General features: G+C 36.3%; 20 protein-coding genes and 1 pseudogene. 1 reads left to right on the top strand and 20 read right to left on the bottom strand.

Translation table 11 applies throughout. The features are described from left to right. The 18 genes and pseudogenes from QZV03_RS09955 to QZV03_RS10040 form a co-directional block, all read right to left on the bottom strand. Positions 1–1,230 (bottom strand): annotated as a pseudogene (locus tag QZV03_RS09955) (hypothetical protein); the annotation flags it as partial. Beyond that, positions 1,227–3,731, bottom strand: coding sequence for a right-handed parallel beta-helix repeat-containing protein (locus QZV03_RS09960; RefSeq protein ID WP_296876389.1), 2,505 nt, complete (start codon positions 3,729–3,731; stop codon positions 1,227–1,229). The pseudogene QZV03_RS09955 and the gene QZV03_RS09960, both read right to left, overlap by 4 nt. 444 nt (positions 3,732–4,175) lie before the next feature. Further along, a complete protein-coding gene (locus QZV03_RS09965) occupies positions 4,176–6,971 on the bottom strand; it encodes a right-handed parallel beta-helix repeat-containing protein (RefSeq protein WP_296876391.1) in 2,796 nt (931 codons plus the stop codon). Between the two features lie 14 nt (positions 6,972–6,985). Then, on the bottom strand, positions 6,986–7,414 hold the full coding sequence (locus QZV03_RS09970) for a hypothetical protein (RefSeq protein WP_296876393.1): 429 nt from the start codon (positions 7,412–7,414) through the stop codon (positions 6,986–6,988). A gap of 773 nt (positions 7,415–8,187) precedes the next feature. Further along, positions 8,188–8,670, bottom strand: coding sequence for a hypothetical protein (locus tag QZV03_RS09975; protein ID WP_296876395.1), 483 nt, complete (start codon positions 8,668–8,670; stop codon positions 8,188–8,190). 6 nt (positions 8,671–8,676) lie between these two features. Then, positions 8,677–9,366: an NADPH-dependent F420 reductase gene (npdG, locus tag QZV03_RS09980; protein WP_296876397.1), complete on the bottom strand. Its 690-nt coding sequence runs from the start codon at positions 9,364–9,366 to the stop codon at positions 8,677–8,679. 8 nt (positions 9,367–9,374) lie between these two features. Continuing rightward, positions 9,375–9,926: a DUF2284 domain-containing protein gene (locus tag QZV03_RS09985; protein ID WP_296876399.1), complete on the bottom strand. Its 552-nt coding sequence runs from the start codon at positions 9,924–9,926 to the stop codon at positions 9,375–9,377. A gap of 44 nt (positions 9,927–9,970) precedes the next feature. Next, positions 9,971–10,312, bottom strand: coding sequence for a hypothetical protein (locus tag QZV03_RS09990; protein ID WP_296876401.1), 342 nt, complete (start codon positions 10,310–10,312; stop codon positions 9,971–9,973). Positions 10,313–10,342: 30 nt separating this feature from the next. Continuing rightward, positions 10,343–11,695 carry a CCA tRNA nucleotidyltransferase gene (gene cca / locus QZV03_RS09995; RefSeq protein ID WP_296876402.1) on the bottom strand — a complete coding sequence of 451 codons (1,353 nt, stop codon included), beginning with the start codon at positions 11,693–11,695 and terminating at the stop codon, positions 10,343–10,345. Between the two features lie 4 nt (positions 11,696–11,699). Further along, the gene (thpR, locus tag QZV03_RS10000) at positions 11,700–12,257 is read right to left on the bottom strand and encodes an RNA 2',3'-cyclic phosphodiesterase (protein ID WP_296876404.1); all 558 of its coding nucleotides are present in this window, start codon (positions 12,255–12,257) and stop codon (positions 11,700–11,702) included. 8 nt (positions 12,258–12,265) lie between these two features. After that, complete coding sequence (locus QZV03_RS10005; RefSeq protein WP_296876406.1) at positions 12,266–13,396, bottom strand: 3-dehydroquinate synthase II; 1,131 nt, start codon at positions 13,394–13,396, stop codon at positions 12,266–12,268. Between the two features lie 8 nt (positions 13,397–13,404). Beyond that, entirely contained in the window at positions 13,405–14,199 is a 795-nt protein-coding gene (locus QZV03_RS10010) for a 2-amino-3,7-dideoxy-D-threo-hept-6-ulosonate synthase (RefSeq protein ID WP_296876426.1), read from the bottom strand. A gap of 287 nt (positions 14,200–14,486) precedes the next feature. Next, on the bottom strand, positions 14,487–14,897 hold the full coding sequence (locus tag QZV03_RS10015) for a PadR family transcriptional regulator (protein WP_296876409.1): 411 nt from the start codon (positions 14,895–14,897) through the stop codon (positions 14,487–14,489). A gap of 44 nt (positions 14,898–14,941) precedes the next feature. Continuing rightward, entirely contained in the window at positions 14,942–15,748 is an 807-nt protein-coding gene (locus tag QZV03_RS10020) for a hypothetical protein (protein ID WP_296876411.1), read from the bottom strand. A gap of 120 nt (positions 15,749–15,868) precedes the next feature. Further along, on the bottom strand, positions 15,869–16,387 hold the full coding sequence (locus QZV03_RS10025; protein WP_296876413.1) for an SAM-dependent methyltransferase: 519 nt from the start codon (positions 16,385–16,387) through the stop codon (positions 15,869–15,871). Then, positions 16,380–17,225 carry a pantoate kinase gene (locus QZV03_RS10030; RefSeq protein ID WP_296876415.1) on the bottom strand — a complete coding sequence of 282 codons (846 nt, stop codon included), beginning with the start codon at positions 17,223–17,225 and terminating at the stop codon, positions 16,380–16,382. The genes QZV03_RS10025 and QZV03_RS10030 overlap by 8 nt, the downstream gene beginning before the upstream one ends. Positions 17,226–17,298: 73 nt before the next feature. Beyond that, positions 17,299–17,805 carry a flavodoxin gene (locus tag QZV03_RS10035; protein ID WP_296876416.1) on the bottom strand — a complete coding sequence of 169 codons (507 nt, stop codon included), beginning with the start codon at positions 17,803–17,805 and terminating at the stop codon, positions 17,299–17,301. A gap of 95 nt (positions 17,806–17,900) precedes the next feature. Next, positions 17,901–19,124, bottom strand: coding sequence for an FprA family A-type flavoprotein (locus tag QZV03_RS10040; RefSeq protein ID WP_296876418.1), 1,224 nt, complete (start codon positions 19,122–19,124; stop codon positions 17,901–17,903). Between the two features lie 65 nt (positions 19,125–19,189). On the opposite strand from QZV03_RS10040, the gene QZV03_RS10045 reads away from it, so the two are divergent. Then, on the top strand, positions 19,190–19,855 hold the full coding sequence (locus QZV03_RS10045) for a histidinol phosphate phosphatase domain-containing protein (RefSeq protein ID WP_296876420.1): 666 nt from the start codon (positions 19,190–19,192) through the stop codon (positions 19,853–19,855). 10 nt (positions 19,856–19,865) lie between these two features. Here the strand turns inward: QZV03_RS10045 and QZV03_RS10050 are convergent, their stop codons facing one another. Continuing rightward, positions 19,866–20,840 (bottom strand): glycosyltransferase family A protein, encoded by a 975-nt coding sequence (locus tag QZV03_RS10050; protein WP_296876422.1) that lies wholly within the window; start codon positions 20,838–20,840, stop codon positions 19,866–19,868. Between the two features lie 218 nt (positions 20,841–21,058). Then, a complete protein-coding gene (locus QZV03_RS10055) occupies positions 21,059–21,388 on the bottom strand; it encodes a hypothetical protein (RefSeq protein WP_296876424.1) in 330 nt (109 codons plus the stop codon). Between the last annotated feature and the right edge of the window lie 160 nt (positions 21,389–21,548).

Below are 21,548 nucleotides of genomic sequence, written 5' to 3' on the forward strand. Positions count from 1 at the left end.
CCTGAATTCAAGATGATCAGATCTGATATATATAGCACCACCCATTTCGGCAGCTCTGTTGTTGGATACTTCCAAATCATAAATGATAAGGTCATTACCCGCAATATTCAATCCACCACCGCGAATAGTAGCGTTGTTATTGTCTAAAGTACAGTTATAGACAGTTGTATGGTCCCCATTAATGAATGTGGAACCACCACGTTTCGCAGTATTGTTGAATGAAGTAACGTTTCTTATTGTTGTACGGTCACCGTTAACGTAAATAGCACCACCGTCTTCACCTGCCCTGTTGTTGGACACGTCAACATTGGTTATATTACAGTTACCACCTAAAACATCAATACCACCACCGTAAACGGTAGCATTGTTGTTTTCAAATTCAGAATCCATAATGACTGTGTTTTCTCCTCTGATGAAAGTTGATCCACCACGAGAAGCGTTGTTGTCGGAAGAATTTATATTTTTAATATAAGTGTTATCACCTAACAGGTCCAATGCTCCACCAAGTCCTGATGCCTCAGTGCCGTTGTAAATTGCACTGTTATTGTCAAAGCGTGAATTTAATATTTGAGTATTGGCTCCACGGACAAATGATGAACCTCCTCTTGATGCAGTGTTGTTTACTGAAGTGATATTTTCAAAGTAAGCGCCATTTGCAAAAAGACAAATAGCTCCACCGTCAGTTCCTGCACGATTATTGGAGATATTGGAATTGGTAAATCTACTTGGAGTATCAGTACTGTTGATGAATAATCCTCCACCTTCTGAAATAGCAGTGTTGTTTTCAATGATGGAATTATCGACATTAACTGTGTTGATAATGTATAAATCGATTGCTCCACCTCTGTCTGCAGTGTTGTTATAAAATTTACTGTCAACAATATCCACGTGTTGGATGTTGAACATGTGAAGAGCTCCACCTTGAGCCCTAATATCAGCACGTGAACCTATAGCGGTATTGTTGATGAAAGTTGAATTCTCATATCGCAATGTTGGTCTAGGACTTACTATATTATCAATAGTTACGTCAATAGCACCACCATTACCGTTAAAAGCAACGTTTTCGATAAACTTTGAATCATATGTGTTGAATGAACCTCTTAATGCTCCCCCAAATGAACCTTTGTTTCCTCTAAAGGAAGAATTATATACGGATACTTCCTGAACACATGACCAGATAGCTCCTCCACCATTTGGAACATCTCTACCAGTATCACCTCCAATACTCAACGCATGTTGTTAATGAAGGTTGAATTGTAGAAATCCCATCCGGCAGCATCATTATAAACTCTTACAGCACCACCACCAATGTTAGCGGTGTTGTTGACAAATGTACAGTTTGTAACTGCACCATTTGAACTGCCCTGAATATCAATGGCTCCACCATAATCAGTGTTGTTACCATTGATGAACTTGATGTTATCAAAATTCACATTATTAGTATGATCTACTGTAAATATTCCGGAAAGACCTTCAGCGTTCAAGACTGTTCCGTCAACACCTACAATTGCCAATGGCTTATTGATAACCATATTTCCTTGTATATCATTTAAATAAGTGATATTTTTAAGGAAAATGGTGTCACCAGCTTGTGCGCTGTCGATTGCTGCTTGAATATCTGAAAATCCATCACCCTCAACTGTTATAATACCAAAAGTACCCTCTTTTGTTTTACCGTCCAGATAAGTTGCGGTATATGTGTAGGAATCTTTTGGAAGATGTGAGTAATCATATGTTATTTGTCCTTTACTGTCGGTTACACCAGAGACGGTATCAACCTGAACCCCATTTTTGTCACGAATTATCACTTCGATTTCTTCGTTAGGCAATGGGACTATTGATCCTCCTTCACCAGATGCTCCCTCAATGTTTCCAACAACAATATTTGTGTAGTCTGTTTGTAAAGTAAATGTTAATTTAGGATATCCTCCAGTAACACTTAAATCACTGACTCCACCAAGACTGCAGTTTGTTACTTTACCGTTACCGGTACCTGCAGCGTAAATTGCTTTACCAGTAGTAGCAGTGTTGTCTGTAAAATTACAGAAGCTCATGTCTGCTCTGTGACAGTCATCAGCAATGTAGATAGCTCCACCTTGACTGGTAGCAGTGTTTTCATTGAAATTAGAATTTGATATGGTAGCATTATCATTGTAAACCTCAATTGCACCACCATTTGTAGCTTCATTTTCAGTGAAATTACAGTTATCAATGTTAATTCCTGCGGTGGCAATTTCTATAGCACCACCTTGTCCAGCTTTGTTTCTTTCAAAATTACTGTTTGAAATTGTTGAACCGGAACCGACAATTGCAATAGCACCACCTGATAGATAGTTTTTAGTAACTTCATTAGCAATAAAGTTACAACCATCTATAAGAGAATTTACTCCATTAACACTTAAAGCTCCACCATTACTATCACTTCCTTTATTGTTAGTAAAGTTAGAACTTCTTACAGTTGCGGAACCTAAAATTATAACAGCTGCATGACCTGTTTCATGATTTTCAATGTTACAATTAATTAATTCAGCATTGGAAGTACTAAAAATAGCTCCTCCCCCATTTGAAGTGAAATTGGAATTAGATACTGTAGTTTCACCATTACTGTAAACACCACCATAACCATCATTATATGGAACTTGATTGTTTTCAAAATCACAGTTATCTACATTAGTAGAACCTTCACAATAAATGGCTCCAAAATTATGTTTATTGTAACTGCCCCCATTTAAATTATGGAAATTACTGTTAGATATTTCTGCATTTCCAATACTGTAAATACCTCCAGCTTGATTATTTGTGAAATTACAGTTATCAACAGTAGTTGTACCAAGACTAGTTACAGTTACAGGATTACCTTGAGCAGTATTAGATTCAAAATTACAATTTTTTATTTCACTATTAGAACCACTGTAAATGATTCCTCCATTATTTTGAGTGAAATTACAATTGTTTACATTAGTTACACCTAAACTGTAAATAGCTCCATTTGTATTGTCCTGCGCACTATTACTATTAAATTTACAATTTTCAACAGTAGTAGAACCTTTACTGTAAATAGCTCCATAGTGTCCCGCAGAATTACTTTCAAAAATTGAATTTCTTATTTCACAACTTGTTCCTTCCAAATAAATAGCTCCACCATTACCATACCATTTTCCTTCATTGTTTGTAAAATTACAATTATCAATTTTGGTATTTGATGCTGAGGAAGACCCATATATGGCTCCTCCATTTTGAGCTTTACAATAATCAAAGGAACAATCAGATATTGTACAGTCACTTGCCTGGATACTTATTGCACCAACAGCTGAATCACCATTAGAATTAATGAAATTAATATTCTTCAAAATAATTCCTGAAGCACTTAAAGTGAACATAACATTATTATTTCCATTTCCAGTCAATGTTGAAACACTATCCGGATTAGCACTAGTTCCACCGCAAATAATAACATTTTTATTTACATTAATTGTGGAACCAGATGCAGTAAATGTTTTACCACCCAAATAGATAGTATCACCATTACTAGCATTATTTATTGCGGTCTGAATATCCGTAAATGTATTTCCGGAAACCACCCAGTCCGCTTTTAGGATTTCTTCATCCTCAGTTACACCTAATTTGTCCACACCACCGTCACTCGACAGCGAACTCGATATTTCATTTGATGTTTTCATCAATGTTGTATCATTCATTGCCGGATCTTGTGATGCACTAACTACCCCCACCAAAGATACGAACAAGAACAATATCAAAATTAATAAAACAGGTTTTATTATTTTTTTGATATTATCTCCTCCATTGGAATACAATTTTTTACTTACCCATATGATAAATCAAATTTACCATACCAATTTAATTAAATATTTAATTAAATCATAAAAGAACTATGAATTACCACATATAACACGTGTGATAAAAGCACAATTTCTTTTACATTAGTATCTTTGTATCAACCATTTAAATTTTAACATCACTTAATCAAATTAAGTAATGAACATTTTAATAAACAATTGCATGAAACTCTTTAAAAAATGAATAAATAAAAATTTTCACTACTGCGCCCATATAACTGACATATCAATTTAAACACACAAAAACAACAACGATTATATATTTATTCAATATGTTAATTAAAAAAAGAAAAATATTAGGAGAAAAATCTCCATTGATTATTTTTTAAATTTTCTCAAAGAAGTCACACCGGCCAATAAGAGAACTGCAAGCAATGCTATTAATGGATTACCTGTTGCATTTTCTACAGCGGTTTTAACTTCTTTTTGTGGTTGAGTACTGTTTTTAGGAGTCTCATTAACAGGTTTTTCAGGAGTCTCATTTTCAGGAACAGTTTTATTATTATGTTCAACAGTTACATTAGTTGTATTGATACTGTTTACTGTATCATTGGTAAGGTTGTTTCCTGCAACAGCAGTGTTGACCTTAAAACCTTCACTTAATGCCTTAAAGAAAACTGTAAAGTTTGAAGCCTGACTTATTCCCAAAACATCTCCATAGGTCCATTTATTCTTGCCGTCAAATGACCATTTGCCGGATTCATCCACGAAATGATCATAGTTCAAGCCTTCAGCACCGTTGTCAATAACATAAACACCAGTCAGGTTGCAGTCGCCTGTATTTTTAACTATGATAGTGAAACTTGCCATTTCACCGACCTTGACATTTTTGTTGTTTGAAATCTTTTCAACAGTCATGTTCGGAGCGTAAACTCTAAAGTTCACAGTATCATTATCAAATGTAATATTTGCCAAACCTGAAGTTACATTATTGGTCATGTTACCTGCTTTTGTAACCTTGAATGTCAGGATAATATATGCTGATTCTTTTGGAACCAGAGTATCATTCAATATCCATAATTTGGATTCAGTGTCATAAGTCCAATTAAATGAGGACTTGAATGACTTGTAGACTAAACAGTCACTGAAATCAGTATCATTAATCCAAAGATTGGTCAAGTTACATTCTCCGGTGTTGGTAACTGTGATATTGAAGTCCACATCACTGTTTAGATAAATGTCTTTGGTAATTATCTCTTTTTCAACAGTTAAATTAGGATTATATGTAATGTTGAATGCAAACACGTTCTGTGTTGCGGAAGGTGTAATGATTTCTCTAAAGTTAAATACTGCCACAGTTCCATTTTCATAGAATCTTAAGGCATTATTTGTCGGAACCCTATAACCTGAGTCATATAATGAAATTATCTCCTGAACAATAGGATCATCATTTTCACTAAACTTACGGTCAGTAAATGCGTTAACTAATTTTTGAAGATTTGAATGATGGGTTTCATCGTCCCAATATTTATAAATCAATATTTTAAGATACTCACCAACACCCTCTTCGGATATTGAATTTTGAGCAAATCTTAGGTTTTCCCATAAAACCCCATATTGTGGATAATCTGCATACTCTTCCATACAGTATGCGTAATAACCCGGCATGATGGCGATTTCATTATCAACATCATAATCCATTTCCAGATATGTGGTATGATTCATTGAAAGTGCAACCTGATTTGGATGAACATTATTGGAACTTATCAATTTTGTTGCGGCCAATATGGTCCAGTGATCATATGCTACATTGTCATAAAACTCTGAATTGGATACATTGGCGGTTATTGTACATATTGCTCCACCGTGGTTTGCTTCATTTCTTATGAATTTGGAGTTTGTAATTGTTGGATAGTCCGCACTTACAGCTCCACCATATCCCAAAGCAAAATTGTCAGTGAATGTACAGTTGTTTATTGTATCTCCGAAACGGGTACTTGATATAGCTCCTCCACCATATCTTAAAGCCTTATTGCCTGTGAAAGTGTTGTTTTCAAGATAGTTGTGACCTCTTTCATATAATATTGCTCCTCCAGTCATTGCAACGTTATTGTTGAATTTGGAGTTGGTTACATGAGTGTCAACACCCCAGGAGTAGATTGCTCCACCCTTTGTTCCTAAGTTAGGTTCGCCGTCCTGTTCACTAACTCTACCATTATTATTAAAAGTACAATTATTTATGGTAGTGTTTGAAATGTTCTGGCCTGAAATGGTTTTTTCAATGTAAATTGCACCACCTCTACCAGCAGCATTTTTATTAAAAGTACAATTTTCAATTAAATTATCATTATTTCTAATAAAAATTGCACCACCATTATCTGGAGCGACATTATTTTCAAATTTAGAATTTATAAACTTATTTTTTTCACTTTCTAAATAAATGGCCCCTCCAAAACCAGGAACATTATCATCTGGAATACCGTATGCATTATTATTCTTAAAAGTACAATTATCTACAGTAGTGTTAAAGGCACCTTTTGTACCAAAAATTGAACCACCATTTCTCATAGCATAAGTACGGTCAAATGAATTATTTACTAAAATATTGTTTGGACCTTGTAAATAAACAGCTCCACCATCACTATCAGTATAACCTCTTGCATAGGTACAATAAAAATCATTATTTGAAATAGTGTTGTTGCCACTATTACTATAAACCATTATGGCTCCACCATATCTAGCATTACTATATTCAAAAGAATTGTTGTTTATAATATTTCCATAGCTGCCAAAACATAAAATTTCTCCACCTAATGCTCCAAAACCGGATTTGAATTTATTATTAGTGATATTTGCATTTTTACGTGTGGTAATTGATCCTCCATTTGAAGCAAAGTTATTATCAAAAGTACAATTTGTAATTAATGCATCGGGAGCATTATTATAAATTGCGCCACCCATTGCACGTGCATAGTTATCTTCAAATATACAATTATTAATCACAATATTATTATGAGGGTCTATATAAATAGTTCCTTGACCAGTAGTCCCTTCTTCATCTTGAGCAATATTATCTTTAAAAGTACATGAATCAATTCTTATATTGTCACCATCCAAATCTAAAGCAGAACCCCATGTATAATAACCATTAATAAAAGTTAAACCTTTAATCATAGCATTATTACTTTTCAAATAGAATATTTGATTTTTTTGTTCTGCATCAAAAATAGGATTTGAATTATCATAAGCATTATGGTAACATTGCTTTTTGTCATCTGTAAACCTATATTTCTAGTACCTTTATAAGTTCCATCCATGACATAAATTGTATCCCCTGCTTTAAATTTGGAATATGCGGAGTACAAATCACCATAAGGACTTGCTTCTGATCCATCTCCTCCAGTGGCCCCGGCCTTAACATACCATGTGTTGGCACCAAGTACATCACTGTCTGATGAAGCTTGAAGAGAACTTGACAAATCGTTTTCAACCACATTATTTCCTTCATCTGTTCCAACCGCAGAACCATCCATAGAGTCTGCAGCAGCAACAGCATTCATAAACGCCATTATAATAGCAACTATTAATACAATCTCCATTAGTTTATTAATTTTCATCTTTTCCCTCAAAAGAGAGTCAAATCACTATAAACTAATTAAATCACGAATTTAATAATATAGATTAAATTTATTTCAGTTATTTTATAAATCTGCCATATATAATATAATTGACCATCAGCATGCCCAATTAAAACGAGATATGACTGACATAATCAATCATATACATCCTAAAAGACTAGGCCAAAGAATACCAGTAACACCAGTTAAATAATATTAACATGAATCGGATTTAATATAAAATTTGATTTAACTCAATAAATCTCAAATATATTATTTAAATTACAACAATATTTTGATTTTTATAAAATATTGTTCATTATTAAACCATTATTATCTAATAATTTAATAACAATAATAATTGATTATATTATTATTGTATTTTATAGTTATGTAATTATTGTATATAAATTTAATTAAAAAAGTATAATACATTCATTATTTTTAATTAAACAATATTCAATTTATCAATGAAAAACCTTTAATCCAAATTTTTAAAAATTATTCAGATAACAAATAAATTGATAAAAAATTTGTTACACTTTCGGGTGAAGTGAAAATAATGTATAAAATTTTTCACAAATTTTTTTGGAAGAAATTTTATAAAAAAATTTAAACATTACAAAAAATATCTTTTCAACTTTATATATTTTCATATTATATTTATATTTAATAAAATAAATTCAAATTAAAATAAGTTCATATAAAACATATTACAGAAAAAATCATTCTATTCCGACCAGAAAAAAGTCATAATCAAACCAGAACAGTATTCAGAAACATGTCATACTGATTTCATTGATGATTTTCTGAAGATACTTCTTTTTTAGGACAAACTCCCTCTTGTTTGCCAGCCGTTCACTGTTGGGCTGAGAAACCTTCTCGGACAGCCTTGAAGCTCCCAGATACTTGGTGTCCCCTTCAGTCAGTTCATGAGCAAGGCCATTGTCAATTGCCTTTTTTATGATATAATAGTCACTGAAAAGAACGTCAAAGTCATTTTCCAAATGATAAAACTCCAAATCGGTGATGATGTCATCATGGTACCATATGATTACTATCTTATCCTTTCTGAACAGTTCGGAAAAGCTAATCATGTTGAAATAGTCCAGATCTGCAATCTTGAACTTTGATGATGGGTATCTTTTGCCGCAGAGCTTGGTGTCATACTCCAATGCGGCTATAAAAAAATCGGGTGATTCATCTAAGTCAACTTCATTGATGTTTTTACCAATAATTTGCTTAAATGAATCCATGTTAATCTAGTCTTTATCTAATGCAGGAATACCTGTAATTCTTAATCCACCATAATGGGATTTGTATTTTATGTTTAATCCGATTAATAATGGAGTGATTTTTTCGATGATTCTTGCCTTTTCCAAAATACCTGTATCGATTGTTTTGACACCAGGGATTTTGTCAATTATTTCTGCTGCGGTTTCTTTTGCTTCCTTGTCGTCTCCTGCAATTAAACAGTCACAGTCAATTTCTTCTGGAATGTTTGCAAGGTGTGAGTTTGAAATGTTACAGAATGCACAGATTACTTTTGCACCAGTTCCTTCAAGGATTTTAGCGGTTCTTTCAGCAGCTGATCCTTCCATGAGATCAATGAAACGGAATGGTTTTCCACCGATTGCGGTTTCAAGAGGCACAGTAGCATCCATGACTATCTTGTCTTTACAGAACTCTTTGATACCTTCAACGGTTGGTTTTTGAGCGGCCAATGGTACTGTGATGATTAACACATCACCTTCACGGGCAGCATCCTCGTTAGCCATACCACACATGTTGGATAAGTCATAATCGGCTAAATCTTTTTTAGCTTGTTCTACTACGTCCAGTGCTTTTTCTTCTTTTCTAGATCCTACAATTACATCTACACCTGCAATTGCTAATCTTTCTGCAATTCCAAGACCTTGTGGTCCTGTTCCACCAATTATACTTACTTTCATTTTATCACCTACTTTTTATCGTATAACAATCCGCCTACAAATATCAGGTATGGAGGTAATTTTCCATCCTTTGCATACTGGATTTTATAATCGAAAATGTCTTCAACTGTCCTGTCAACGTCTGCACCAAGTGCTTCAAGAGGATATCTCATCTTGAATGGCATCTTACACATCATTCCAAATTCCCTTGTGCATCTCATGCACAGATTGCATTTGCCCAAAAAGAGTCCCTGGGAATTTTCATTTTCCAAAACGTAAATGTCATTCATCAGTCTTACCTTAAACTTTTCAAATCTCTTCAGGACATATTCAAGCTCAGCGTCAGTGAATGTGTTTGCCTGTTCCTCTTCGGAAAATTCAATTTTAAAGGCAATCAGCTTAAGTTTATTGTAAGATTTCCATAACTCATCAACATCAAAATCAAATGGAGGATAGCTCCAGTTATACCCTAGCTCCTCCTGTTCGGCTATGCAAAGTTTTGAGAACTTCTCGAAGTCCACATAATTTTCATAGTATTCATCGACATTGACATCAGCCGTGAGTTTTTTTATCTCTGACATGATTAATATTATTTACATTGAACATTATAAAACTTTCTATGAAATTATCCATCAATCACACGATTTATTTTAATTTTTTTAGAATTATAATCAATGGCCTTGTTGGTATTTATAAGAGATTGTCTAAGGGTTTTAACAATTGCATTAAGTAGCTCCTCATCAAAATCGATTGTTTCCTGACCCTTGAACTCACAGTATTTTGAGATTCTCTCGCTTTCGAGAAAGTCTATAAAATCTCCCCAGTCATATGATATGTCCTCAAGAAGGGTCTTTAAGTCGATTAACTTGTCATTTAACTCGGAAGCCTTTCTTAATGTCTGTTTTTCAATTGGCTTATAATCTGATAGGCTTTGATTTTCAAAATCATATAATGTCTTTTCACACATGTTATCACTTAAAAAAAAAGATTGTAAGAACTACCTTACAATATATTGTCCGGGATTAATAAAATTATCTAGGAAATCCGGATTGACATCCTCAATGTCAATGAATTCAAATGTTTTAATTATGTTAGTTTTTAGGTTTTTTCCAACCTTAATCAGTCCGATATGCTCATCGGTGAAAATATATCTGATGAGGGTTTCAGCATCGCTGAACTCCCTTTCTTGAAGATGGACAAGAAAGTCCCCTTCAACATAGCAGTTTTCACGACCGTATTTTGCAGCGAAATTCTCACACGCCCTTGTTATGAAAACCTTTGGACCCTTGTTGACCCTGACATTGTTAAGCCTTGATGATGCCATCTCAAGCAGAATAACACAGTTTATTATCTCATCGCTCCAGTAGTCAGCCTTGAATACATTGAACTCCTCTGCGTTCAGCTTGCTTTCAAGGGCTTCACATGTCTTTTTGAGCTGAGGGTGAAGGGTGTCCAGGGGAATGTCCGGAATGTCAAAGCGTATTGCAATAAACTCGCTGCCCCTTTTGGACAGTTCATCCAGAATGTTTTGCTTGTTTAAATTCTTATTCAATGGGTAAAAATAATCCGTTTTATTGTCTGAGAATATGAAATTGCGTGCGGACTGGATGAATTCCGCCAGCTTGTTGAGCCTCAATGCCGCTGCGACATTTCTGTTTTTATCTGTCGGGTCAATGACAACAAGGGGATCTTTAAAGTTTCCGGCAGTATTGTAGCCTTCCAGATCTATGGCATGGCCGTATCTCCAGTTGACTGCTGATTTAAGGGTGCTTTCAAAGTCCCCGTAGTGGATGATCAGCAGTTCACATAGGTATCCAGCAAATCCTCCAACCTTGAACTCAGATCCGTATGTTCCGGTCATTGCCATGAAGCGCTTTAAAAGTAAAACCTCATCCTCCTGGCCGGAAGTCAGGTTACTTTTTACGTAACGGGTATGGAGTATTGTCCTGTCGACAGCCGATTTCAGCTGGCTTCCGTCCTCAATTGCATAGCATGGGACAATATCCACTTCACATCCTTCAATGTGGGTTGTAACATAGGGGTGTGAGGCATAATGGTGTTCCGCATCAACATCAAACTCATCACAGCATTCATGGGCAAGTTCCAATCCAACTTTCTTCAGGAATTGCTTATCCGTATCCAATGGAAAGGCCATAAATATATCAATGTCTGATTTTCCCTTAAGGGCTGTGTTTTTGGCAACCGAACCCACCAGTGAAACCTTTACATTGAGGTTTCTCTTATCACATGCATCCTGCAGGAAATTCATTATCCGTGATGAAACATCATCAATATGATGTTTTTCATCAGCTGTAGGTTTGATATCCTTTAGTATAACCTCATAATCCATATAATCACAATTCAAATACTGTTATATCCTCATATATAGGTCCTGCCGGTGTAAGGGTGGACTTTTTGAGTCTGATTTCACCGACTTCCATCTCTCCAATGTCAATTTCAGAGTGCTCTTCAATTGTTGATTTGACCTGATTCTTGTTTTTGGCGGACTTCATGCGCCCAATGGTCAAGTGTGTTGAAAATCTTTTATCCTTATCAAAGCCAAGACGGACAAATTCCTTATCGAGCCTGTCGTGAAGGTCCCTTATGATTTCATCGTTTTCGATTCCAACCCATATGACCTTTATGCGGTTGGCATTTGGAAACGCTCCGCAACCTGCAATCTTAACAGTGAAAGGTTCGAATTCGGATAAAACATTGGCTATTGCCTTTTCGATTAGGCCTAAACCTTCAGTGTCTATTTCACCGAAAAATTTCAGGGTCAGATGAAGGTTTTCCAGTTCGACATACTTTATTTTGGCATCAATCTGTTTGAATTCCTTGATGAGTTTATATATCTTTGGCTTTAAGTCCTCATCCAGGTCTATAGCAAGAAAAGCTCTGATCTGTGACATTTAAACACCTATTGTTCTATTATAGTTTCATCAATTGCAATACCGAAGTGGCGCGCATTTGATTCTATGTAAACCTTTACCTTGTCTCCAGGTTTAACGTCCGCCACTGATAGAGGGTCGTTGTTTTCATCAACAATTCTGATTGTTTCTGCATTCTGAAGAAGTGTTCTGATTATTTGACCTTCATATTCGGCCTCAATCAATATCAGTGGTCTTCTCTCAATTTTACTTCTTCCGACATAGGCTGTTCTGGAGTTGCCTTCAGTGTCGACAATCAACACTTCATCTCCGGCAACAAGTTCTGATAGGTATCTTGTCTTGTTTCCAGGCACCATCACATATGCCTGTACAGGTCCGGCATTAACACGGAACGGACGTGATGCAACATATTCGCTTTCAAGGGATTCTGAGTGTACCAGAAACATGGATTTTGAATATGAACCTATGAGCATTCCTTCACCAGGCTTCATCATGTCAGTAGTGTCCACACATACCCTGTCACCTGAACCCAAAGGCCTTACGTTTGTTACTGTTGCAACCTTAAGCTCATATTTGGTTTGTGAAGCTTCAACAACCTCCTGTGCAATCCTTTTGATGTTGTTGAAATCGTTTGCCTCAAATATTACACCGTCGGTTCCGTGCTCAAGGGTTTCAAGGGCAACACGTGCACCGTCAAGGTCACGTACCGCAGCTATGATTTCAACATCAACCTTCTGCAGGTCAGCGATGATGTTTTCGAGCGGAATAATTGTCCAGTCGGTTCCAACAAGAATGATATAGTCCACAATTGAACCTAACTTTACCGCCAGCTGTTCGTGTGCCTTGTCTGTTATTACTATATATGCACATACTTTTTTTCCTTCGCTTTTAGCCTTTTTTGCATTTGCGATATCAACTGAGTCTGTAAAGTCCTCATTCAACTCCACAAATCCGTCTCCTTCACCATTAATTCCAACAAGATAGATATCTGCATCGTCGCTGTTTGCAATTATCTTGACATTTCCCAATTTTCTGATGTTTTCAATGTCATCCAGGTCAAGGACATGGTCTATACCGGATTCGAGTGCTGTGGTTATCATTTCCTTTTTGTCATCCCAAAGCTCATCGGGAGTTGATATCCAAGCGAATTTGTTTTCCATCTTATCACCTATTCAAGGAATTTCATTGCTTCATCAACTTCTGCATCGTGGTGAACTACTTCAGAGATGGCTCTTGTAATCTTACCTGGGTTTTCAGCCTGGAAAAGATTACGTCCGAAAGCCACACCTGCTCCTCCAACTTCAAGGGAGTCCTTTACCATATGTAAAAGTTCCTCATCTGTGTCGATTTTTGGACCTCCTGCAATTACAACAGGCACGATTGCCCCTTCAACAACTTCCCTGAATGAATCAGGATCTCCGGTGTAGTTTGTTTTGACGATGTCCACACCAAGCTCTGAACCTACACGTGCGGCATGTTTTACAAATTCAACGTCATGTTCGTTTTCCACTTTCTGACCACGAGGGTACATCATTGCAAGCAGAGGCATTCCCCAGTAATCACAGGTTTCAGCGATTTCACCTAATTCCTGAAGCATCTGACTTTCTGTATCAGATCCAAGGTTTACATGAACTGAGACAGCATCTGCTCCAAGCTGTATTGCCTTTTCGACTGATGTTACAGTCACCTTATCATTTGGATCTGGTGCAAGTGAAGTACTTGCTGATAAGTGCACAATCAAACCTATATCCTTACCGTATCCACGGTGACCTTGTTTGACTATACCTTTGTGCATTAAAATTGCATCTGCTCCTCCCTGGGAGATACTTTCCACTGTCTCATCCATATCGATGATTCCAGGAATAGGGCCGCTTGACACACCATGATCCATAGGTGCAATTACTGTTCTTCCAGTGTTTCTGTTAATGATTCTTTCTAAACGGATTTTTTTACCTATCATAATTAAAACCTCACTTTATATTATCTTTATAATGATATATAATATTAATTGTACAAAAATATAACAATCAATTGTCGAATTTAATTAACATGTAAAAATCAATAATTAATTTTAAACAGTTATTTAAAAAAATAATGTTTTTATCATAGTGTCAAGTAGTATCCTTTAAAAAGATTATGCAATTTTTCAAATATGTTCTGGCAACAATTTTGAAAGATGATTTTAAAAAAAAACAAATAAATTAATAAAATAGAAGTAAACGATTTTGCAAAATCAATTCCAAATCAAATCTATTCTCCACTATTTAAAAACTCAACAAAGAGTGAACCCTGTCCGGTCTTTCTGATTATCTGATAGCTGTCACGGATATAGTGTACCAGAAATCTTCCGGCATCGGTGATTTCATAGTATATCACTTTCTTGTTGTCCTGGACAACTTCCTCGCCTCTGATCAAATTATTTTTTTCCATATCCTTCAATATTGGATAGACACGACTTGGTGAGGATTTTCTAAGTGACCCCACATCAATGAGGTTTTCAAAAAACTTGTTTAACAGTTTTAATAGACCATATCCATGAATCGGACCGTTTTCCATTATGACCCACAGAATTAAAAAACGAGATATACCATTTACGGTGTGCTGTACGATTTTGTCCTTTTTAATAAAGTCTGAATCCAAATTTTGATTGTCTGAGCTCATTTTTCCCCCTTAAAAATATAAATACTGGGAAAAACTTCCCAATATTAATATGCTATGTAGTATACTTTTACTTTAACCAATGAGTATCGGTAGTATGAGTAGTCCTCTTCAGGCATCTCCCATCTTCCGTCATCAAAATCTACCCTGTCTGTTTTTACAATGGTTCTGCCATTGTACTTGTTTTTGAGATAGAATTTCGCTTTTAGGATTTTGGTATGTTTTGCCTTTTTGTGAACAACCTTAACTTCCCTGTCATCATCATCGTAATAAGACCTGAGTCTTATAGAGTCACCTTTTTTAAGGGTTGCCTTTTTAGACGGTGATTTTATTGTTTTTGTATACTGTTTTCCAACAAAGATTTTGGAAGTTTTGTAAATATCATACCGGTCATCGTTTGATATGATTACTACTTTATGAGCCCCTGTTTTTAAACTTTTTGTATTGATTTTTGCCACTCCATATGAATTAGTCTTTACATTGAAAGTCTTTGCCTTGGATCCTGTTCCAATCTTAACTTTAATTTTTGCATGACTAATTTCATCATCATATCTGTCTTCGACTTTTACTTTAAAAATACCTTTTTTCTTGTAGGTTACTGCAACCTGATCAGCTTCTACTTTTGTTTTGGTTTTTGGCGGAAGGTTTGATTTGGTGGTTTGTTTTACATCTGAATTTACGACATTCTGTGTTTGTTCAACTGCTTGAGTGCTATTTGAAAGTACACTTCTATCTACTTCATCATTTGACGTCCCTAATGCTGCAACTTCACTGTCAGCTGCAGATATAACTGAGATAGATACCATCAAAGTTAAAAATATCAAGAATATTATTGACAATCTTTTAAGGTTCATTTTCAAGCCTCCGATTTAAACATGATATAAAAAAATCAATGTTAAATTATCGATAATTATAATATATAATCCAATATATATAAAGAAGTATTATTAAAATTGATATAACGAACAGTTCGTTCACTCTTTTTTGAGAGATGGTGTCCAAAGTTCAAACTCCTTTATCAGTGGAGGGATGCCTGAATCATGATATGAATCAAGATATCCGGATTCGCTTTTTATATCTTCACCGCTTGAAAATGCTGAATTGAAAAATTCAAGTATTCCACGATTTCTGATTACCGTATGGGTCGGTTTGAATGTTGATGACCAGATATAAAATACCTTAAATACTGTGTCAGGATGATATCCTCCACCCAGATCTATTGCAAGAACATCACATTTCTGTTCAATCTCATAGACTTTCCTGATTATTTCGTGAAGGCGAACATCACCGGAAATGAACAAAACATTTTCAATGCATGACATCTCGCCTATTGCTTCGGGTGAATTGTCAATGGCAATTACATTAGCGTCCTTATGTATCAGTCGGGTGGTTCCTCCAAGGTGGCATCCGAGTTCTATGACAGTATCGCCAGGTTTTATCAATTCGGCCAAATCTTTGCGGTAATTTTTGATATCATAACTTAATTTAATCATAAACTATCCCAATATTGTTGAGTTTATCTATATGCAGGTTTTCAACTTCCAGATTTTTGAATGCCTCTTCATTTTGAGCGAATGCAAATGCAGTATTTCCAAGCATGGCCATGGAACTGCCCAAAATATCAGACCTTGAATTAAAATAATCAACCAGATTTTTCACCTCATCTGACATCAGATTTGTCTCGGATGAAAATTTATATGAGAAGTCCAAAAAGTTCCTAAGTGACGGCTTTTCCTCAAAGTACTCCAGATATTTCAAACCGGTATCGATTATCGCCTGCTTGTGATGTGGATTGGAAATTATTGAAGAGGTTTCAATTCCTCCAAATGTCTTCCAAGCAATATAAACATCATGTTCAAAGGATTTGATCTCTCCAATTCCAGGTGCTCCCGGCTGTGTTCTTAAAACCATTCCCTTTCCGGTCTGTGCAATGACATCACCCAGACCCCCGCCGAGGTTGACCTCAGCCATATGTGCAATCTGACCACACAAATCCCTGGAGTAACCCAAGTTTAAAAATTCGTTTAAAGCCAAAGTTAAACTTAACGCTGAAGCGGCAGAAGTTCCAAAACCGGCACCTATTGGAAGCTGAATGTCCTGAGTGACTTTAAAATCAGTACCAATTTCCATGATTTTGATGACCTCGTCAATAACGGTTGAATCGCCCTGATTGACATCAACGGTCAACTCATCAGCTTCGGAAATCGTGGTTTCGACACCCTTTGAAAGTAAAAATCCAGCACCGCATGATCCCTTTTTAAGGGATATGTCATGGTCTTCGATTGTGAAAAAACCTGTAATGTGGCCTGGAACAAAAACTGAGTTTGACATGATTAATATTATGTTTTTGGATTAATTAAAATTTTTGACATGAAAAAAAAATAAAATATATTGAAAATTAGTTCTACTCATCAATCCATGCTCTGACCTTGTCCTTTGCACTGCCCACATTGGCTCCAGGAATTGAAAGGCCACTCTTTATCTCAGCGCCATTGCATAGCTTGTTGATATCGCGAAGTGCAGAACCAAAACCTGACCCCTCATGTGTTACAAAAGGCTTGACGATTTTTCCGGTGAAATCCAACTGCTCAAGCTGTGTAAACATTGCCATCGGAAGTGTGCCCCACCAGTTTGGAAAACCGATGTATATTGTGTCGTATGCATCGATATTGTCCAAGGTTTCCTTAATCTTTGGCCTTGCTGCTACCTGCTGCTCCTTTTTGGCAACATCAATGCACTCCATGTAGTCTGCAGGATAATCGATTACGGTTTCGACCTTGAAGAGGTCCGCATCATCAATTTCCTGAATGTATTCGGCAATTACCTCGGTGTTTCCCTTTTCGATGTTTTTAAGCTCTCCGCCGAAGTAGTTTTCCCCAGATCTTGAAAAGTAAATTACTAAACTTGACATAATATTAACTCCTTGATTTTATTTTAAATAATTTAGTATTTAAATGTTGCGACTTGCAACAATAATAATATAAAAAAAATAAAGAATAAGAAAAATTATTCTTTAATTGACCTTGCCAGTTCCGCACCTTTCTCAAACGCTTCAGCCAAAACATCCTCATCAGGCACGAACAATACATCCAAAGTGTCGGTTACATTAAAACCTGCAGCTTCCAAATCATTCTGGAGTTTTGCAACGGCTCCTCCACCCCATCCTTTGGATGAGAAAATCAAAGCGTTTTTCTCGCTGCCTGTTCCCTTGAAGTTGACACAGTCAAGCCAGTACATCATGTTACCGATTCTTGGGAATGGCTTGTTCATCATTGTAGGAGCACCAAGTGCGATAGCTTTTGAATCTAAAATATCAGTAATCACATCGTCAGGTCCGTCCTCCTGCATAAAATACATTGCGACCTCAACGCCCTCACTCATGATACCTTCAGCGATTTGATAAGCCAGCTGTTCGGTTGAGTGGTGCATTGTATCATAGATTACAGTGATTTTGTCCTTGCATACACCAGATCCCCATTCGGAGTATTTCTCAACGATTGGAGCAGGGTTTTTCCAAATCTGACCGTGACATGGTGCAATCATCTTAATGTCGTTGATTAAACCTGTGTCGGTAAGTTCCTGAAGTTTCATACGAAGCATAGGGGAACCTAAGGTAACGAGATTTGCATAGTACTTTTGAGCTTCCCTTAAAAGGTATTCTGTATCATAGTCATCGTCAAACCTTTTGGAGCGTGCTACGTGCTGACCGAATGCGTCGTTTGAGAACAGAATTCCCTCTTCAGCAAGCAATGTGAACATGCTGTCCGGCCAGTGAAGCATAGGTGCTGAGATGAATTTAAGGGTCCTTCCTCCTATGTCAAGCTCATCGCCTGTTGCAACGGCCTTGATGTCAAGGTCTGAGAAATTGTGATACTGTGCATCAAGGAATTTGATACAGTTTGCTGAAGCGTAGATTTCAGCATCTGGATTGTACTGCTCGATGGTTTGTCTAAGGAATGTGGAATGGTCCATTTCAGAGTGGTTTTGTACAAACACATCAATCTTGAACTCTTTACCTTCCTGAGCAAATGCATCCTTTACCCTTGCGTCGAACTGTTCAAACATTCCACGATAAACGTTATCAATCAATACGGTCTTTTCATCACCGAATACCAGATATGCATTGTAGGTGGTACCAGGGATTCCATAACCGTGGAAGGTTCTGCTGTGCCAGTGGATAACACCCACCCAGTAGACACCGTCTGCCATTTTTACTGCTTTTGCTTTCATTTTAAATACCTCTAAATTTTTAAAGTTATATAAATATATATTCTAGCTATTATATAAATTATTATATGGCAAAAAGAATCGATTTACATATGCACAGTCTCTTCAGTGACGGAGAATTATTACCCTCCGAACTTGCAAGAAGAGCATTGAAACTAAACCATGAAGCAATAGCGATTACAGACCATGTCGACTGGTCAAACGTAGAGACAATTCCAGCAATCCAGGATGCAATCGATGATATAAATGCAAACTGGGACATCACAGTCGTTTTGGGAGCTGAAGTAACCCATGCGCCATGCGAATCAATTGACGGAATCGCTGAAAGGGCAAAGGAATTGGGCGCAAAGATTGTTGTCGTTCACGGTGAAACCCTAAACGAACCGGTAACACCAGGCACAAACCGTGCGGCTGTCGAATCCAAACATGTTGACATATTGGGTCATCCGGGTCTCATAACAAAAGAGGAAGCTGAAATTGCTAAGAAAAACGACATCTACCTTGAAATTTCCGCACGTAAGGGACACTGCCTTGGAAACGGGCACGTTGCAAACATCGCACGTGAAGTCGGAAACAATCTTTTGGTAAATACCGACACCCACTCACCGGACAACCTGATTACATTTGAAAAGTCATATGAAATCGCATTGGGTGCGGGACTAACACATGATGAGGCCATGAAAGCCATCGTTGACAATCCTCGCCAGCTGCTTTCAAAAAAAGGAATTTTATAGAATTGAAAACTTAACTTTTTGATTTTATTTCAAATTCCCCATAATTTTTGGATTCTAAAACATCCAAAAAGAACTTCTTTTTTACAGGTCCAAGTTCATCCAAAAAGTCACCATAATACGGACCCCTTTTAATTTCTTCATAGTCCTTTTTAATTAACTCAAACATTTTATCTTTGCATTTTAATGGAAGGTCCCTTAAAGCATAGCGTGGGCCATTGATTTTGTAGGCAAGTAGGTCATACTTATATACATCATACCAACCATTTTCTATAAAGATACGCATCAATACCTGACCCGCCTCGACCGTGTCAAGGAACTTCTCATCAACCACATGGGTGATTGACTCGTCATGCTTTCTTCGGTAATACAGGTGTTTTTTAATTATTGAAATCTTATCCGCCTTCAGATAGACATAATAGAAAAACGGCATGTCCTCAAAGAATATGCCTTCCGGAAACCTGGCATCAATCCTTTTTAGGAATTCATGACGGTAAATCTTCTGACATACCCCAACAGATAGGTCGAATATTGATCCCGGAGTCTCTGCAGGTGAGAAAAACCTGTTTTCAAATGATTCATCGAATGTTTTCAGCTCAAACCAGTCATTCTCATAGACCTCACCGTTGTTGTAGTTGATCATCTGGAAAAATGTCATGTCGGCATCGTATGTGGTGATTTCACGGTAGGCTGTTTCAAGACAGTCATCTGAATACCAGTCATCGGAGTCAAGAAACATTATGTATTCCCCTATTGCAACATCAAGGGCATTGTTTCTGGCTGCCCCCGGACCCTGGTTGGTTTGGTTGATTATCTTTATTCTTGAATCTGAAAAAGAGTTCAATATATTTATCGTATCGTCAGTTGAGCCGTCATTTACAATGATGAGTTCAAAATCGGTGAATGTCTGGTTCAACACGCTTTCAACTGATTTTTTAATATATTTTTCCGAGTTGTAGACGGGTAATATAACTGATATTTTAGGCATGATAATAATTATGTAAATAAGGATTAATAACCCTTATTTAATTTGATGGTTGATTTTTTGTTTAACATCATCTCACCAGAGTTTGAGATTAATCAGTCTGACACAACAATTTCCCCTTTTTTGGATTACAGTTTTATATAGACTTTGATAAATGTCATTTAACTGAGTCGACATTTTTTGAAACATTTATCATATAAATCATTACTTAATCACAATCACTATTTTTTCATATCTCTTCCTTCATCCCTTCCATACAGCTCATAGTGAACAAGTGCATTCATGCCGTACTCCTTAACGTCTGGATTGGCATCATAATAATCATTTGTGCTGAAATCAGGACCAGGATTAAATCCACGAGCATAACCTATATTTAGATAATGATTAATAGGGTCAACATCACCCACATCATAAACAGAACAATACCAATCACCATCAAAAAAAGGAGAATTAGAAATTGCATTGTAAAATTTAATATATTTCTCCTTATCAAGCTTATAAATCCTATTCTCATTTCGTCCATGCAATTCATAATGAAGTAAAGGATTCATATGCCTCTTTTTAATATCATCATTACACTCATAATACTGAAAAGTGCTGAAATCAGGACCGGGATTAAAACCACAAGCATAACCAACATTCAAATAATGATCAACAGGATCAACATCACCCACATCATAAACAGAACAATACCAATCACCATCAAAAAAA

The organism is uncultured Methanobrevibacter sp. (assembly GCF_902788255.1).
Taxonomy (GTDB): domain Archaea; phylum Methanobacteriota; class Methanobacteria; order Methanobacteriales; family Methanobacteriaceae; genus Methanocatella.

Coding starts and splice junctions, on each gene's coding strand:
- QZV03_RS09985 (WP_296876399.1), bottom strand. CDS start 9,926: ATGTCAGAGATAAAAAAACTCACGGCTGATGTCAATGTCGATGAATAC.
- thpR (WP_296876404.1), bottom strand. CDS start 12,257: ATGTCACAGATCAGAGCTTTTCTTGCTATAGACCTGGATGAGGACTTA.
- QZV03_RS10040 (WP_296876418.1), bottom strand. CDS start 19,124: ATGAAAGCAAAAGCAGTAAAAATGGCAGACGGTGTCTACTGGGTGGGT.
- QZV03_RS09970 (WP_296876393.1), bottom strand. CDS start 7,414: ATGAAAATTAATAAACTAATGGAGATTGTATTAATAGTTGCTATTATA.
- QZV03_RS10005 (WP_296876406.1), bottom strand. CDS start 13,396: ATGGAAAACAAATTCGCTTGGATATCAACTCCCGATGAGCTTTGGGAT.
- npdG (WP_296876397.1), bottom strand. CDS start 9,366: ATGAAAGTAAGTATAATTGGTGGAACAGGACCACAAGGTCTTGGAATT.
- QZV03_RS09965 (WP_296876391.1), bottom strand. CDS start 6,971: ATGATTAAAGGTTTAACTTTTATTAATGGTTATTATACATGGGGTTCT.
- QZV03_RS10035 (WP_296876416.1), bottom strand. CDS start 17,805: ATGTCAAGTTTAGTAATTTACTTTTCAAGATCTGGGGAAAACTACTTC.
- QZV03_RS10020 (WP_296876411.1), bottom strand. CDS start 15,748: ATGAACCTTAAAAGATTGTCAATAATATTCTTGATATTTTTAACTTTG.
- QZV03_RS10045 (WP_296876420.1), top strand. CDS start 19,190: ATGGCAAAAAGAATCGATTTACATATGCACAGTCTCTTCAGTGACGGA.
- cca (WP_296876402.1), bottom strand. CDS start 11,695: ATGGATTATGAGGTTATACTAAAGGATATCAAACCTACAGCTGATGAA.
- QZV03_RS09975 (WP_296876395.1), bottom strand. CDS start 8,670: ATGGATTCATTTAAGCAAATTATTGGTAAAAACATCAATGAAGTTGAC.
- QZV03_RS10015 (WP_296876409.1), bottom strand. CDS start 14,897: ATGAGCTCAGACAATCAAAATTTGGATTCAGACTTTATTAAAAAGGAC.
- QZV03_RS10030 (WP_296876415.1), bottom strand. CDS start 17,225: ATGTCAAACTCAGTTTTTGTTCCAGGCCACATTACAGGTTTTTTCACA.
- QZV03_RS09990 (WP_296876401.1), bottom strand. CDS start 10,312: ATGTGTGAAAAGACATTATATGATTTTGAAAATCAAAGCCTATCAGAT.
- QZV03_RS10025 (WP_296876413.1), bottom strand. CDS start 16,387: ATGATTAAATTAAGTTATGATATCAAAAATTACCGCAAAGATTTGGCC.
- QZV03_RS10050 (WP_296876422.1), bottom strand. CDS start 20,840: ATGCCTAAAATATCAGTTATATTACCCGTCTACAACTCGGAAAAATAT.
- QZV03_RS10055 (WP_296876424.1), bottom strand. CDS start 21,388: ATGAATCCTTTACTTCATTATGAATTGCATGGACGAAATGAGAATAGG.